Here is a 14,534-nt window from a genome sequence, read left to right as displayed (position 1 = left end):
CGGCGACATCCGCGTACTCAGAGTTCGATCGCGACGACGAACCCTGTGACGTCGACGGGCTCACTGCAACGAGCTCGCTCGCCTCGTTGTCATGGAAATCCCGAACACCTGTCCTTCCTCAGGGCCTTGCCCATCCTGGAAGGTCCGCACATCATCGGTCAGTGAACTCAGCACATGCCAGCTGAAGCTGCCGGGCGCCAGGATGTCGGGACTCTTGCAGGTCGCCGATGCGTGGATGATCACCGCATCTTCCCGCGGGTCGACGACAAGCAGCAGCGTCGAGTCGGGCACGGCGCAGCGGATCAGGCGCGTGCATGCTTCGTCGACCGCCAGCCGCAGATCTGCAACGGAGTCGAAGTCCAGATCCTCATACGTCGCGACGGCAGCCACGAGCGTGCGCAGCACAGCAAGATTTTCCAGTGTGGCGGCCACCCGAAGTTCGACCGCTCCTGTGTTTCGTTGGTGACCGTTGTTCGTCTTAGCAACGTCGGCCATTTGACCTCCCGACAATGTCGAAGCGAGATTACCCCAGGTCGATTCCCCGCTAACCACGAACGGTCTCGCGGTCAGTGAACGATGACGTGTGGCTGGCGCCCACGCCGGGTAATCCCCGGTCATGAAGCAGTTTGAGTCGCGCGGCCGGCTCGGCGATGCAGAACCGGGTGGCACCCGAGGGCTGCGTCGGATCGTCGTCATGGCCGGCCTTGCGGTAGTCGGACTCGTCTTGGTCCTGGCGGCGATTTACGTCGGGGTGTTCGTCATCCTGGCCCCGATGATGCAGTGAGGCCGAAGATGTGGTCGCCCGTTTCGGTTGGTGATTCGCCATGGTCACCGTTCCATACCCTCACCTGGTCGCGCGCCAAACATGCGGCTTCGCCGTAGTGAGCTGCGCGGACCCGGACTGCGCCGGGTCCGGAGAGGACAGGGCTTCTCCTACTACGATCCCGACGGCGCCCCGATCACCGACACTGAGACGCTGGAGCGCATCAAAGGCCTTGTGATCCCGCCGGCCTGGAAGAAAGTCTGGATCTCCTCCCACCCCAACGGCCACATTCAAGCGGTCGGAACCGACGCCGCCGGCCGGCGCCAGTACCTCTATCACCAGAAGTGGCAGGAGGAGCGGAACGAGGAGAAATTCGACCGGGCACTGCACATGTCGGCAGCGCTGTCCGACATGAGGCAACAGATCGCGTCGGATCTGCGCAAGCGGGGGCTCACGCGCCAGCGGGTCATCGCGGTGGCGCTGCAGCTGCTCGATCTGGGGTACTTCCGTTCAGGGTCAGAGCAGTACGCCGAGGAGAACAACTCGTTCGGTCTCGCGACGCTTTTGTGCGAACACGTGACGCTTGCGCAGAAGACGGTCGAGTTCGACTATCCCGCCAAGAGCGGGGTTCGCCGGACGCTGGTGATCGAGGATGCCGAGGTGGTTCGGGCGGTGCGCGCGCTGATGCGCAGACCGGATCGTTCCGAGCGGTTGTTCGTGTGCCGCAACGGTTCCGGGTGGACCGATCTGCACGCCGACGATCTCAACGGCCGATTCAAGGAGCTCGTCGGTGACGAGTACACCGTCAAGGATCTGCGCACGTGGCACGGCACGGTGCTGGCGGCCGGCGCATTCGTGGACGCCGACCCCCCCGACAACAAGACTGTGGTCAAGCGCGTGGAATCGGCCGTCATGAAGGAAGTCGCCGAAGAACTGGGCAACACGCCTGCCGTGGCGCGGCGTTCGTATGTCGATCCGCGGGTCGTCGAGGGATACGAATCCGGCCTCACCATCGCGGCGGGCGCCCGTCGGGCGGCACGCACCAGAGTCCCGGCCAAACGTCAGGCTATCCTCGACAGCAGCACCGCCCGCCTTATCCGGAAGGTCGCCAAGAGTTAACAACACGACCAAAGATGCCAGTGGCGAACCGTTTTCGGGATTCGCGGTGAGGGTATTCCCCGAACACCATGAGCGACAGAGAAGACCCGTTCGACCACGTGCCCGCCGCCGATGCCGCCGAGCAACTGCGGCCGGTCAGTGATCCGGGTTGGGACGAAGAAGCATCTGCCGAGTCGCCGACCGAACCGCCCCTCGAAGTCGCCGCCGCCGACTGGCAGGAGCAACTTGAGACCGTCGACGTCGACCCGGAAGAGCTTTTCCGGAACGATTGATCGTCGCGTTTAGCACCAGCGGGCCCGGGTTACCCCTTGACTACGGGGGATTTCCCCGCGGCCCCACGCTCAAGAAGTGGGCACGGCTATTCCACTACATCAGCGGAAAGGCAACTATGACTGAGAAGAACAGTGGTCCCGAAGAAGGCATCAAGGGCGTCGTCGAAGACGTCAAGGGCAAGGCCAAGGAGACGGTTGGCACAGTGACCGGCCGTGATGACATGGTCCGCGAGGGCAAGGCCCAGCAGGACAAGGCCGATGCACAGCAGGACGCCGCCAAGAAGGAAGCCGAGGCGGAAGCCGCCCGCGGCGGAGCCAAGGCAGCCGAAGAGCGCCAGAAGTCCGAGCAGCGGTAGTAACCCAGAGCAAGAGGGCCCAGTCGAATCCTTCACTTCGGCTGGGCCCTTTTCTGTGTGCGGTTAGCTACTTGGCCTTTGCCTCAGCGCGTCGGGATGCTCTGCGTACCAACGCTCTTCGATGCGTCGCACTCGGAGGTGTTCGACGAGCAGCCAGCCTCCGCCGACGACGAATCCCGCACCGGCAGAAGATGCCAGCACCAGGCCGACATCGTGGTGCCCGGTGGCGAACGCCGCCAAGCAGGAGACGAACAGCACGAGGGCCACTCCGATCAGGATGAGCCCCGGCATTATCTTGTTGTCCTTCATCGATTCCCCAGCGTGCGGACGGGTCGTCCTGGCGTGGTCGACGGGATCTTTCGGGCCTTTCATCGGTACTCCTCTCTCGGCATACCTGCGGCCGCCCTGAGTGGGCTGATTTCCACGGTAGGCCTACCCGGCGCCGATGTGCGAGAAACGAACATCACTGGTAGGGCGGGTATTGCCCCTCGCGCAGCTGTTCGCAGACACGCTCGGACAGCAGCTCGCTACTGGACGGTGCCGGATTTGGTTTGAGGCTGCACACCAGCGCGACTGCGGTCAGCGACGACTGCGCCGACGCAGGTCAGCCGCCGAATACCGCGGATCCCGCGAGCGGCGGCATGCTCATGGTCAGCACGAGCAGCATCATCGTCAGCAGGAACCAGCCGACACCCTGCCAGGCCCACCAGGTTTCGCGCTTACGCCACGTCTGGTAAGTCCGGAAGAAGGCACGCAGTCCGCCGATCAGCAGGATGACCGGTGCGCCGACCGCGAGCAGGGCGCGCTGCGGTACGCCGCAGGCCACCGTGTCAGCGGTCGCGCCGCTGCAGGTACTCACCCATACCGCGGCCGTGATCAGGAACGCGATGGCGACCACGGCAACGACCGCGCCGAAGCGCATGGCGTCGCGCACGTTGGCGTCATCTTGGCGCACACGCTCAGTACTCTGATACACGGACGGACTCTCCCGGATTCGCTGGTGGAGACGAAAAAGATAGTTCCCGGTGGTCGGGGCCGGTAAACCTCGGATTACACGCGGTCGTGCGCGGTGAGCAGCAGCCTGTCGTAGGCGCTGCGCGGTGGCAGCTCCTCGTCGTACCGCAACTCCAGGAAGTCCGTGGCGATCCGCTCGGCCAACGTCCGCAGCTTGGTGTTGGTCTCCTGCGAGCGCCACTTGAGCAGCTCGAACGCCGAGTCGGCGCTGATCCGGTAGATGACCATGAGCATGCCTTTTGCCTGCTCGATGACGCCGCGCGCCTCGGCGATCTCGGCGACCGCCTCGGTGACGATCCGGTCGTGGCGTTGCTCGATCGACGGGGTCACGTCCACGTAGAACCCGTGGGTGCCGATAACGGCCCCGGCGTCGTCGAAGAGCTGATCACCGGCAACGACCACGTGGTGAATGTCACCGTGCGTGTCGATGATGCGGTGTCGGGTGGAGAACGCCCCCGATGTCCGGCGGATCTCGTCCAGCGTGGCGGCGACCTGGCCGTAGTCGTCAGGGTGCTTGTGCGACAGCACCAGATCGGTGGTGGGATCTACGGAGCCCGGCTCATAGCCGTGCATGCGCTGCACCTGGGGCGACCACTCCCAGCGCTCTTCGGCGAAGTAGTACTTGAACGAACCGACGCGCTGCGGATCTCCGCCGGCCAGCGCGTGCTCGATGGGCGTTTGCCCACCGAGTTCGGCCAGCTCATCGCTCATACGATGCAGATTAATACGGCCACCCGCCATGAGCTATTACGGCTCGCACGACACTTCGCTTATCGGATAACCCGAGTCGAAGAGGGCTGGCCGCGGTGACACGCGGTGCGATTGGTGACCGATGTCGGTGCGCCGCCCTACCATTCGCGCGTGGCACTGAAGTGGCGTCTGCTCGCCGCGGCCGTCCTTGGCTCGGTCGCGTGGGCGCTTGGGGCGACGCCTGGGTGGAGCCTGGTGGTCGCCGCGGTCGCTCCGATGATCATCGCGGCGGCACCTCACTTCCTGCGCGGTGCGATCCATGGCGCGAGTACCGCGCACCCCCGTGAGGATGTGACCGCCGCGATGTCGGGCACGGAATTCGAGGACCACGTCGCGCGCATCGCGCGATCCAGTGGGGCGCCGGTGATCATGACGTCGATCACCGGCGACTGGGGTGTCGACATCATCGTCGGCAGGCGTCCGAATCGCCTTGCCATTCAATGCAAACGCCAGTCGCGACCGGTCGGTGCGGGCGCCGTCCAAGAGGTCGTCGCGGGGGCACCGATGCAGGATTGCGCCAGGACCATGGTGGTCACGAACCACGAATTCACCCCCGCGGCACGCAAACTGGCCGAGCTGCATGGCTGCGAGCTGGTCGGTGGCGGCGATCTGGTCCGCCTGCGTGCGACGATCCGGCGCCTGACCGACCCCGCGACGCCGACCGAGGTCTAACGCAGCGCGTTGCGCACCGCGTCGACCGCGGCATCGATCTCGTCGCGCGATACCGTCAGCGCGGGCCGGAACCTCACGCTGTCTGCGCCGCTTGCGAGCATGATGACGCCGCGATCCCACAACGTGCCTATCAGCTCGTCGCGCTGCGCGGTGCTGGGCAGGCTGAAGGCACACATCAGCCCACGTCCCCGGACGTCGAGCACCAGGCCGGGGAACTCTGCGGCGAGTTCGCACAGACGGTCGAGAAGATATCGGCCGGTGTTGGTCGCCCGGGTCATCAGCATGTCGGCTTCGATGACCTCCAGAATGCGCCGTGAGCGCACCATGTCGGCCAGGTTGCCACCCCACGTCGAGTTGATCCGCGAGCTGACCGCGAAGACGTTATCGGGTACCTCGTCGACTCGGCGGCCCGCCATGACACCGCACACCTGGGTCTTCTTACCGAATGCGACCACGTCGGGAGTCACTCCCAATTGCTGGTAGGCCCAAGGGGTTCCAGTCATCCCGCAGCCTGTCTGCACCTCGTCGAAGATCAGCAGCGCATCGAATTCGTCGCACAGGTCACGCATCGCCGCGAAGAACTGGGGCCGGAAGTGACGGTCCCCGCCCTCGCCCTGGATGGGTTCGGCGATGAAGCAGGCGATGTCGTGCGGATGGGCCTCGAATGCCGCACGGGCCTGACGAAGCGACTCCGCTTCCACCTCATCCATGTCGGCACCGGGCCGGATGTGAGGCGCGTCAATGCGGGGCCAGTCGAATTTCGGGAACCGGGCGACCTTGTTGGGGTCGGTGTTGGTCAGCGACAGCGTGTAGCCGCTGCGGCCGTGGAAGGCCCCGCGCAGGTGCAGCACCTTGGTCCCGAGCTCGGGGTCGAGCCCGTGCGCCTCGTTGCGCCTGCTCTTCCAGTCGAACGCGACCTTCAGTGCGTTTTCGACCGCCAGCGCTCCCCCGTCGACGAAGAACAGATGGGGCAGCGAGGGATCGCCGAGCACGCGCGCGAACGTAGAGACGAATCGCGCCATGGGCACGCTGTAGATGTCGGAGTTGCTCGGCTTGTTCACCGCCGCCGCGGCGAGTTCGGCGCGAAAGTCCTCGTCGCCGGCCAGCGCCGGGTGGTTCATCCCCAGCGCCGACGACGCGAAGAACGTGAACATGTCGAGGTAGCGCTTGCCGGTGCGGGCGTCGACGAGGTACGAGCCCGATGAGCGATCGAGGTCGAGAATGAGGTCCAAACCGTCGGCCAGGATGCTGCGGGCGAGGACGTCGCGGACGTCGTCGGGACGGACGCCGGAGGCCGCGACTTCGTGGGCAGATTGCGACAGGAGAGCGGTCATGGACCGATTTTAACAGAATTTTTACGGCGAACTAGCCATCTGGCCGTAACAGTTACGGCACTGAGTCGCGTCTATCGTAAAAAGTTTGTAAGATGATGGTGCTTCGGGTGCGAACGTTCGCCGCCGTCCGGATCCGTTGCAGCAGGTCTTCCAGCGCCCGCGCGGACTCGACACGTACGAGCAGGACGTAGCTCTCCTCGCCGGCCACCGAGTGACACGACTCGATGGCATCGATGCGTTCGAGCCGCGCAGGAGCATCATCGGGTTGAGAGGGATCGAGAGGGGAGATGGCCACGAACGCCGACAGCATGTTGCCGACGGCTTCAGGGTTGATCCTGGCCGAATACCCGACCACCACACCGCGGGCTTCGAGCCGTCGCACACGCGACTGGACCGCCGATACCGACAGACCCGCCGCTTCCGCGAGGTGGGCCAGCGTGGCCCGTCCGTCGGCGACCAACTCACGCGCCAGCACACGGTCGATGTCGTCGAGCGGTTCGCTCATGGCCCGCACTGTAGCCGAGCAGAGACACCAAATGAGCGCACGCACATTCACGATTCATCCGAGCTCAACGAGAAAGCCGCATCAATCATGACGACCATGCAGAAGACACAACTACCGACGGCCGACGATCTGCGCACCCAGGTCCGCAATGCGCTGGCTTCCGTGGGCTCGGACGTCGAACTGGGTGAGCCCGGACAGCATGGTTTGCACGCCAGCACTCCGATCACCGGCGACGTGCTGTTCACGATCGCCGAGACCACCGGAGAACAGGCCGATGTCGCCATTACCGAAGCGGCGCAGGCGTTTACCACGTGGCGGACAACGCCGGCACCGGTGCGCGGTGCGCTGGTGGCGCGACTCGGCGAGCTCCTGGTCGAGCACAAGGCCGATGTCGCGACGCTCGTCACGGTCGAGGCGGGAAAGATCACCTCGGAAGCCCTTGGCGAGGTGCAGGAGATGATCGACATCTGCCAGTTCGCCGTCGGCCTGTCACGTCAGCTCTACGGCAAGACCATCGCGTCGGAACGCCCCGGGCACCGGTTGATGGAAACCTGGCATCCGCTCGGCGTGGTCGGAGTGATCACGGCGTTTAACTTCCCGGTGGCCGTCTGGGCCTGGAACACCGCGATCGCCCTGGTGTGCGGCGACACCGTCGTGTGGAAGCCCTCGGAGCTGACCCCGCTGACGGCCCTAGCTTGTCAGGCCCTGATCGAGCGGGCGGCCGACGACGTGGGCGCCCCGCGCGAGGTCAGCCGGCTCATCCAGGGTGGCCGCGAGATCGGTGAGCGCCTCGTCGACGATCCGCGCGTGGCGCTGCTGTCGGCCACGGGCTCGGTGCGGATGGGCCAGCAGGTCGGGCCCCGGGTGGCGCAACGCTTCGGGAAAGTGCTGCTCGAGCTCGGCGGGAACAACGCCGCCGTCGTCACGCCGTCGGCCGACCTGGATCTCGCGGTGCGCGGCATCGTGTTCTCCGCCGCGGGCACGGCGGGACAGCGGTGCACGACCATGCGCCGCCTCATCGTGCATTCCTCGGTGGCCGACGAACTCGTCGACCGGATCACCTCCGCCTACCGGCAGTTGGCGATCGGCGATCCCGCGGCAGACGGCACACTGGTCGGCCCGCTGATTCACGAGACCGCATACCGGGACATGGTCAAGGCACTCGAACAGGCTCGAGCCGACGGCGGCGAGGTGTTCGGCGGGGACCGCCGCGAGCTCGGGGACGACAACGGTTACTACGTCGCCCCGGCCGTCGTCCGCATGCCGGCGCAGACCGAGGTGGTGCATTCGGAGACTTTCGCGCCGATCCTTTACGTGATGACCTACGACGAGCTGGACGAAGCGATCGCGATGAACAACGCAGTGCCGCAGGGCCTTTCGTCGTCGATCTTCACCACGGATATGCGTGAGGCGGAACGCTTCATGGCCGCCGACGGCTCGGACTGTGGCATCGCCAACGTCAACATCGGCACGTCGGGCGCTGAGATCGGCGGCGCATTCGGCGGCGAGAAGGAGACCGGCGGCGGGCGTGAGTCGGGTTCAGACTCGTGGAAGGCCTACATGCGACGGGCCACCAACACCGTCAACTATTCGTCCGAGCTGCCGCTGGCCCAAGGTGTGCACTTCGGCTGACGCGTCGCGCGGAATAGGGGTCGCGGACCGGACGTTGCGCGGACGGTGACCCAAACACCGCACGGAGGCGACACATGAAGGTCGGAATCATCGGGGCTGGACAGATCGGCGGCACGCTGACACGTCGGCTGCGCCAACTAGGACACGAGGTGAGCGTGTCGAACTCGCGTTCCCCCGAAACGCTCGCCGACCTCGCGAACGAGACGGGTGCGACGGCCGTATGGGCCAAGGATGCCGCGGCCGATGCCGACCTCGTGATCGTGAGCATCCCGCAGAAGAACGTTCCTGATCTCGCCGACGGGATCGTCGACGCACGAAAATCGGGCGCCCCGGTGATCGAGACCAACAACTACTACCCACAGCAGCGCGATGGTGAGATCGCGGCGATCGAGGACGGTCAGGTCGAGAGTGCGTGGGTCGCCGAGCAGATCGGTGCACCGGTCTACAAGGTGTTCAACGGAATCTGGTGGAAGCACCTGCTCGAGAACGGAACACCCAGCGGCACAACGAATCGCATCGCACTCCCGATCGCCGGCGAGGACGGACCGGGTCGTGCACTTGTTCACGGGATCGTCGATGAACTCGGTTTCCAGCCGATCGATTCCGGTCCGATCTCCGAGTCGTGGCGTCAGCAGCCAGGAACACCTGTTTATGGCAAGGATTTCGACGCGGACAACACCCGGAAGGCCCTCGCCGAGGCGACACGCGAGCGTACGTCCGAATTTTCTGCTCGTACGGCATCAGTCGTCGACTAGGCCGGGTTCGGTGGGCTTGGTACGTACACGTTGACGTTGTTGGACATGTGTCAATTAGACTGTCGGCATGTCTGAACCTCGCCGGCGGCTCTCTCCCGAAGATCGGCGGGCTGAGCTTCTCGCGTTGGGCGCCGAGGTGTTCGGGCAACGACCGTACGACGAGGTCCGAATCGACGAGATCGCCGAGAAGGCCGGCGTATCCCGCGCGCTGATGTACCACTACTTTCCCGATAAGCGGGCGTTCTTCGCGGCGGTGCTGCGCGCCGAGAGCGAGCGGCTCTTCGAGGCGACCAATGCCCCGCCCTCCCCCGGCCTGAGCCTGTTCGACCAGTTGCGCGAGGGCGTCATCGCTTACCTCCGCTACTACGAGGAGAACCCGAACGTCGCGTGGGCAGCCCACATGGGTGCGGGCCGCTCCGATCCCATCCTGCGCGGCATCGAGGACAGCGACAACGATCGCCAGGTCGATCGGATTGTCGAAGGCTTCGGCGGTGATCAGCTCGACGCCAAGGTCGAGCGCAACCTGCGCGTCGTCGTCTACGGATGGTTGGCCTTCATTCTCGAGACGTGTAGGCAGCGGATGCTGGACCCCTCGATCGAGGTCGACTACGTAGCTGACGCGTGTGCGCACGCCCTGCTCGACGCGGTCGCGCGGGTCCCGGGGATTCCCGAGGCGCTGGCAGAGTTCGTCGCGGCCGCGCACCCCTGATATTTGTCGGTGGGCTCCTGCACGATGGCTAGATGAGCACCACGCCCCTCGCCCGGTTCAGCCCGCTGACCCGCGAGTGGTTCACGGGCACGTTCGCCGAGCCGACACCGGCCCAGGAGCAGGCCTGGTCAGCCATCGCCGACGGCGATAACACGCTGGTCATCGCACCCACCGGATCCGGCAAGACGCTCGCCGCGTTCCTCTGGGCCATCGACCGCCTCGCAGCGTCGGAACCCCGTCCGGCCGCTGCGGGCACGCGAGTGCTCTACGTGTCCCCGCTGAAGGCGCTGGCCGTGGACGTCGAGCGCAACCTGCGGACGCCGTTGACGGGCATCGGCCGCCTCGCCGAACGGAGCGGCGTCTCCGCGCCCGACATCAGCGTGGGCGTGCGGTCCGGGGACACCACACCCGCCCGGCGCCGCGAGCTGATCACCAAACCGCCGGACATCCTCATCACCACGCCGGAGTCGCTGTTCCTGATGCTCACCTCCGCGGCCCGCGAGACGCTGACCGAGGTGCAGACGGTCATCGTCGACGAGGTGCACGCCGTCGCGGGCACCAAGCGCGGTGCGCACCTGGCCCTGTCCCTCGAGCGGCTCGATCAACTACTCGACAAGCCCGCACAGCGCATCGGGCTGTCCGCGACGGTCCGCCCGGCCGAAGAGGTGGCGCGGTTCCTGTCCGGCCAGGCGCGCACGACCATCGTCGCGCCGCCTGCGGCCAAAACTTTCGACCTGTCCGTGACGGTGCCCGTTCCGGATATGGCCAACCTCGAGAACAACACCATCTGGCCCGACGTCGAGGAGCGCATCGTCGATCTGATCGAGGCGCACAACAGCTCGATCGTGTTCGCCAACTCCCGGCGGCTGGCCGAGCGACTCACCTCGCGGCTCAACGAGATTCACGCCGACCGCTCTGGCTCGGGTGTATCCATGGAACACAACCCGAAGGTCGGCGGCGGTTTCCCTGCACAGCTGATGGCCAGCGGAGCGTCGTTGGGTGCTCCGACATTGCTCGCCCGCGCGCACCACGGGTCCGTCAGCAAGGAACAGCGTGCTCAAGTCGAGGACGACCTCAAGAGCGGCCGGCTCAAGGCCGTGGTCGCCACGTCCAGCCTGGAGTTGGGCATCGACATGGGTGCCGTCGATCTGGTGATCCAAGTCGAGGCGCCCCCGTCGGTGGCCAGCGGGCTGCAGCGCATCGGTCGCGCCGGGCACCAGGTCGGCGAAATCTCGCAGGGCGTGCTGTTTCCCAAGCACCGAACGGATTTGATCGGGTGTGCCGTCACCGTCAAGCGAATGCTGGCCGGCGAGATCGAGACCATGCGGGTGCCTGGGAATCCGCTCGACGTGCTGGCACAGCACACGGTGGCGGCGTGTGCCCTCGAGCCGTTGGATGCCGACCGCTGGTTCGACGCGGTCCGGCGCAGCGCCCCGTTCGCGACGCTGCCGCGCAGCGCCTTCGAGGCGACACTGGACCTGCTGTCCGGCAAGTACCCGTCAACGGAGTTCGCCGAACTGCGGCCGCGGCTGGTGTACGACCGCGACGCGGGCACCTTGACGGCCCGCCCCGGCGCGCAACGGCTGGCCGTGACGTCCGGCGGCGCCATCCCCGATCGCGGCCTGTTCACCGTCTATCTGGCCACTGACTCCGAGAAGCCTTCGCGAGTAGGCGAACTCGACGAGGAGATGGTCTACGAGTCGCGTCCCGGCGATGTGATCTCCCTCGGTGCGACCAGTTGGCGGATCACCGAGATCACCCATGACCGGGTGCTGGTCGTGCCTGCACCGGGACAGCCCGCCCGGCTGCCGTTCTGGCGCGGCGACAGCGTGGGCCGCCCTCCCGAGCTGGGGGCGGCGGTCGGTGCGTTCACCGGCGAGCTGGCGCAACTGGGCCGCGACGAGTTCATCGACCGTTGCCGCACAATGGGTTTCGACGACTACGCCTCCGACAACCTGTGGCAGCTGATCGATGAGCAGCGGCAGGCGACCGGGGTGGTCCCGACGGACAACACGTTCGTGGTGGAGCGCTTCCGCGACGAACTCGGTGACTGGCGGGTCATCCTGCACTCCCCGTACGGACTGCGGGTGCACGGTCCGCTCGCCCTTGCGGTCTCCCGCCGGCTGCGCGAGCGCTATGGCATCGACGAGAAACCGACGGCGTCCGACGACGGCATCATCGTGCGACTGCCCGACACTTGGTCTGATGTCGGAACACCCCCACCTGGTGCCGACTTGTTCGTGTTCGAGGCCGACGAGATCGAGCCCATCGTCACCGCGGAGGTCGGCGGCTCGGCATTGTTCGCCTCCCGGTTCCGCGAATGTGCCGCCCGCGCACTGCTTCTGCCGCGGCGCCATCCCGGCAAGCGGTCACCGCTGTGGCACCAACGGCAGCGCGCGGCGCAACTGCTCGATGTCGCACGCAAGTATCCGGATTTCCCGATCGTGCTGGAGGCGGTGCGCGAATGCCTGCAGGACGTCTACGACGTGCCCGCACTGACCGAGCTGATGCGCCGAGTGGCGCAGCGCCGGCTGCGGATCGTCGAGGTCGAGACCACCACACCGTCACCGTTCGCGGCCTCGCTGCTGTTCGGTTATGTCGGCGCATTCATGTACGAGGGCGACAGCCCGCTTGCCGAGCGCCGCGCGGCCGCCCTGTCACTGGACAGCGTGCTGCTGGCTGAGCTTCTCGGGCGGGTGGAACTGCGCGAACTCCTCGATCCACAAGTCATCGCCACGACCACGAATCAGCTACAGCACCTCAGCGAGGATCGCCGGGCCCGCGACGCCGAGGGCATCGCCGACCTTCTACGAATGCTGGGCCCCCTGACCGAGGCCGAGATCGCCGAACGGTGCACGACCACCGAAGTCGGCGGCTGGCTGGATGGTCTGCGGGCCTCCAAGCGTGCGCTGACGGTGTCGTTCGCCGACCAATTGTGGTGGGTCGCCATCGAGGACATCGGCCTGCTGCGCGACGGCGTCGGTGTGGCCGTGCCGGTGGGGGTGCCGACAGCCTTCACCGAATCGGTCGACGATCCGCTCGGCGAGCTACTCGGCCGCTACGCCCGCACGCGCGGACCGTTCACCAGCCACGACGCCGCGGCCCGCTTCGGACTCGGGCTACGGGTCACGGCCGATTTGCTGGGCCGGATGGCGATTGACGGCAAGCTGATCCGCGGCGAGTTCACCACTGGAGCCGCCCCGGCGGCGACATCCAATACAGCGACCGATTCCACCGAGTGGTGTGATGCCGACGTTCTGAAGATCCTGCGCCGCCGGTCGCTTGCCGCGTTGCGGGCGCAGGTCGAGCCAGTCAGCACCGCCGCCTACGGCCGTTTTCTGCCCGCGTGGCAGCAGGTCGGGTCGACCCACAACGCCGGAGTGGACGGCCTCGCGCAGGTGATCGAGCAGCTGGCCGGCGTTCCGGTGCCGGCGTCCGCGGTGGAGTCGCTGGTGTTCGGCCAGCGCGTCCGCGACTACCAGCCCGCGATGCTCGACGAGCTGCTGGCCTCTGGCGAGGTCACATGGTCGGGCGCGGGCCAGATCGGCGGCGGCGACGGCTGGATCGCCTTCCACTCCGCCGATTCGGCGGCGTTGACCCTCGCGGCACCGACGGAGATCGAGTTCACCGACACGCACCGCGCCATCATGGAAACGCTCGAGCGCGGCGGTGCGTATTTCTTTCGTCAGCTCGCCGACAATCCGAACGACGAGTTGAAACAGGCTCTGTGGGAACTGATCTGGGCGGGCTGGATCACCGGCGATACATTCGCTCCGGTGCGGGCGCTGCTTACGGGTCCCCGCCGATCATCGGGTCGCCACGGCGCCCCGGCGCACCGCCAGGCCCGTCGTCCACCGCGGCTGAGCCGCTACAGCGTCGCGCACGCCCAGGCACGGAGTGCCGACCCGACTGTCGCAGGCCGTTGGTCTGCGTTGCCCGCCGCCGAACCGGAATCCACTGTGCGCGCGCACTTCCAGGCCGAACTGCTGCTCAACCGCCACGGCGTGCTGACCAAGGGCGCGGTCGCCGCGGAGGAGGTGCCGGGCGGCTTCGCCATGCTCTATAAGGTGCTGACGGCGTTCGAGGACGTCGGCCGGTGCCAGCGCGGGTATTTCGTCGAGTCGCTGGGAGGTGCGCAGTTCGCGGTGGCCTCCACGGTGGACAGGCTGCGGTCCTACCTCGACAGTGTCGAGCCCGACCATCGCGAGTATCACGCCGTGGCGATGGCCGCCGCCGACCCGGCCAATCCGTACGGGGCGGCACTCCGGTGGCCGACTCGCAAGAGTGCCGACGCCGGCGGTGACAGCGCAGACATCGCGCACCGCCCCGGCCGCAAGGCTGGTGCCCTTGTCGCGGTGGTCGACGGCGAGCTGGTGTGGTTCCTCGAACGTGGCGGACGCTCGCTGCTGAGCTTCACCGACGACGCCGGCGCGCACCCCGCTGCGGCGGCCGCGCTGGTCGATCTGGTCAGCGCCGGCCGGGTCCAAGGCTTCCTGGTCGAAAAGGTCAACGGCGTCTCGGTACTGGAACCTGGCGCCGACGGCCAGCGCGCCGCCGTCCAGGACGCGTTGATCGGCGCGGGCTTCACGCGGACACCCCGCGGCCTGCGGCTGCGCTAGCGGGGGGAAGATCACCGCCTGCAATACCGTTGGA

At 66.6% G+C, this 14,534-nt stretch carries 14 protein-coding genes and 2 pseudogenes; 9 read left to right on the top strand and 7 right to left on the bottom strand.

Annotation, left to right across the window (positions count from 1 at the left end):
• Positions 1-60 precede the first annotated feature (60 nt).
• The gene (locus AB4Z42_RS04675) at positions 61-495 is read right to left on the bottom strand and encodes an ATP-binding protein (RefSeq protein WP_442007919.1); all 435 of its coding nucleotides are present in this window, start codon (positions 493-495) and stop codon (positions 61-63) included.
• 121 nt (positions 496-616) lie between these two features.
• On the opposite strand from AB4Z42_RS04675, the gene AB4Z42_RS04670 reads away from it, so the two are divergent.
• The 4 genes from AB4Z42_RS04670 (at position 617) to mbp1 (ending at position 2,510) form a co-directional block, all read left to right on the top strand.
• Positions 617-784 carry a hypothetical protein gene (locus AB4Z42_RS04670; RefSeq protein ID WP_442007918.1) on the top strand — a complete coding sequence of 56 codons (168 nt, stop codon included), beginning with the start codon at positions 617-619 and terminating at the stop codon, positions 782-784.
• An 81-nt stretch (positions 785-865) separates the two neighbouring features.
• A complete protein-coding gene (locus AB4Z42_RS04665) occupies positions 866-1,882 on the top strand; it encodes a DNA topoisomerase IB (RefSeq protein WP_442007917.1) in 1,017 nt (338 codons plus the stop codon).
• A gap of 68 nt (positions 1,883-1,950) precedes the next feature.
• Positions 1,951-2,154 (top strand): hypothetical protein, encoded by a 204-nt coding sequence (locus AB4Z42_RS04660; RefSeq protein ID WP_442007916.1) that lies wholly within the window; start codon positions 1,951-1,953, stop codon positions 2,152-2,154.
• A 116-nt stretch (positions 2,155-2,270) separates the two neighbouring features.
• Positions 2,271-2,510, top strand: coding sequence for a microaggregate-binding protein 1 (gene mbp1, locus AB4Z42_RS04655; RefSeq protein WP_442007915.1), 240 nt, complete (start codon positions 2,271-2,273; stop codon positions 2,508-2,510).
• 63 nt (positions 2,511-2,573) lie between these two features.
• Here mbp1 and usfY read toward each other — a convergent pair whose 3' ends face one another.
• From usfY to AB4Z42_RS04635, 4 genes and pseudogenes are all read right to left on the bottom strand, one after another.
• The gene (usfY, locus tag AB4Z42_RS04650; RefSeq protein ID WP_442007914.1) at positions 2,574-2,882 is read right to left on the bottom strand and encodes a protein UsfY; all 309 of its coding nucleotides are present in this window, start codon (positions 2,880-2,882) and stop codon (positions 2,574-2,576) included.
• Positions 2,883-3,000: 118 nt separating this feature from the next.
• Positions 3,001-3,093 (bottom strand): annotated as a pseudogene (locus tag AB4Z42_RS04645) (flavodoxin); the annotation flags it as partial.
• Between the two features lie 21 nt (positions 3,094-3,114).
• A complete protein-coding gene (locus tag AB4Z42_RS04640; protein WP_442008116.1) occupies positions 3,115-3,432 on the bottom strand; it encodes a hypothetical protein in 318 nt (105 codons plus the stop codon).
• Positions 3,433-3,560: 128 nt separating this feature from the next.
• Complete coding sequence (locus tag AB4Z42_RS04635) at positions 3,561-4,235, bottom strand: PAS and ANTAR domain-containing protein (protein WP_442007913.1); 675 nt, start codon at positions 4,233-4,235, stop codon at positions 3,561-3,563.
• 150 nt (positions 4,236-4,385) lie between these two features.
• Here AB4Z42_RS04635 and AB4Z42_RS04630 point away from each other — a divergent pair, with 150 nt between their 5' ends.
• The gene (locus tag AB4Z42_RS04630) at positions 4,386-4,946 is read left to right on the top strand and encodes a restriction endonuclease (protein WP_442007912.1); all 561 of its coding nucleotides are present in this window, start codon (positions 4,386-4,388) and stop codon (positions 4,944-4,946) included.
• Here the strand turns inward: AB4Z42_RS04630 and lat are convergent.
• Positions 4,943-6,280: an L-lysine 6-transaminase gene (gene lat, locus AB4Z42_RS04625; RefSeq protein WP_442007911.1), complete on the bottom strand. Its 1,338-nt coding sequence runs from the start codon at positions 6,278-6,280 to the stop codon at positions 4,943-4,945. The genes AB4Z42_RS04630 and lat overlap by 4 nt on opposite strands.
• A gap of 52 nt (positions 6,281-6,332) precedes the next feature.
• A complete protein-coding gene (locus AB4Z42_RS04620; protein WP_442007910.1) occupies positions 6,333-6,785 on the bottom strand; it encodes an Lrp/AsnC family transcriptional regulator in 453 nt (150 codons plus the stop codon).
• An 87-nt stretch (positions 6,786-6,872) separates the two neighbouring features.
• Here AB4Z42_RS04620 and amaB point away from each other — a divergent pair, with 87 nt between their 5' ends.
• From amaB to AB4Z42_RS04600, 4 genes and pseudogenes are all read left to right on the top strand, one after another.
• A complete protein-coding gene (amaB, locus tag AB4Z42_RS04615; protein WP_442007909.1) occupies positions 6,873-8,417 on the top strand; it encodes an L-piperidine-6-carboxylate dehydrogenase in 1,545 nt (514 codons plus the stop codon).
• 62 nt (positions 8,418-8,479) lie between these two features.
• Positions 8,480-9,172 (top strand): annotated as a pseudogene (locus AB4Z42_RS04610) (NADPH-dependent F420 reductase); the annotation flags it as partial.
• A gap of 67 nt (positions 9,173-9,239) precedes the next feature.
• Positions 9,240-9,881: a TetR/AcrR family transcriptional regulator gene (locus AB4Z42_RS04605; RefSeq protein WP_442007908.1), complete on the top strand. Its 642-nt coding sequence runs from the start codon at positions 9,240-9,242 to the stop codon at positions 9,879-9,881.
• Between the two features lie 32 nt (positions 9,882-9,913).
• The gene (locus AB4Z42_RS04600) at positions 9,914-14,500 is read left to right on the top strand and encodes an ATP-dependent helicase (protein ID WP_442007907.1); all 4,587 of its coding nucleotides are present in this window, start codon (positions 9,914-9,916) and stop codon (positions 14,498-14,500) included.
• The last annotated feature ends 34 nt before the right edge of the window (positions 14,501-14,534 follow it).

It is taken from the genome of Mycobacterium sp. 2YAF39, from assembly GCF_052114565.1.
Lineage (GTDB): Bacteria > Actinomycetota > Actinomycetes > Mycobacteriales > Mycobacteriaceae > Mycobacterium.
Note: the sequence above shows the minus strand (reverse complement) of the source record. Positions and strands in the feature narration are given on the sequence as shown.

Bases quoted from the DNA above. Each gene is read 5' to 3' on its own strand.
- AB4Z42_RS04675 (WP_442007919.1), bottom strand. From the start codon at position 495: ATGGCCGACGTTGCTAAGACGAACAACGGTCACCAACGAAACACAGGA.
- AB4Z42_RS04670 (WP_442007918.1), top strand. From the start codon at position 617: ATGAAGCAGTTTGAGTCGCGCGGCCGGCTCGGCGATGCAGAACCGGGT.
- AB4Z42_RS04665 (WP_442007917.1), top strand. From the start codon at position 866: ATGCGGCTTCGCCGTAGTGAGCTGCGCGGACCCGGACTGCGCCGGGTC.
- AB4Z42_RS04660 (WP_442007916.1), top strand. From the start codon at position 1,951: ATGAGCGACAGAGAAGACCCGTTCGACCACGTGCCCGCCGCCGATGCC.
- mbp1 (WP_442007915.1), top strand. From the start codon at position 2,271: ATGACTGAGAAGAACAGTGGTCCCGAAGAAGGCATCAAGGGCGTCGTC.
- usfY (WP_442007914.1), bottom strand. From the start codon at position 2,882: ATGAAAGGCCCGAAAGATCCCGTCGACCACGCCAGGACGACCCGTCCG.
- AB4Z42_RS04640 (WP_442008116.1), bottom strand. From the start codon at position 3,432: ATGCGCTTCGGCGCGGTCGTTGCCGTGGTCGCCATCGCGTTCCTGATC.
- AB4Z42_RS04635 (WP_442007913.1), bottom strand. From the start codon at position 4,235: ATGAGCGATGAGCTGGCCGAACTCGGTGGGCAAACGCCCATCGAGCAC.
- lat (WP_442007911.1), bottom strand. From the start codon at position 6,280: ATGACCGCTCTCCTGTCGCAATCTGCCCACGAAGTCGCGGCCTCCGGC.
- AB4Z42_RS04620 (WP_442007910.1), bottom strand. From the start codon at position 6,785: ATGAGCGAACCGCTCGACGACATCGACCGTGTGCTGGCGCGTGAGTTG.
- amaB (WP_442007909.1), top strand. From the start codon at position 6,873: ATGACGACCATGCAGAAGACACAACTACCGACGGCCGACGATCTGCGC.
- AB4Z42_RS04605 (WP_442007908.1), top strand. From the start codon at position 9,240: ATGTCTGAACCTCGCCGGCGGCTCTCTCCCGAAGATCGGCGGGCTGAG.
- AB4Z42_RS04600 (WP_442007907.1), top strand. From the start codon at position 9,914: ATGAGCACCACGCCCCTCGCCCGGTTCAGCCCGCTGACCCGCGAGTGG.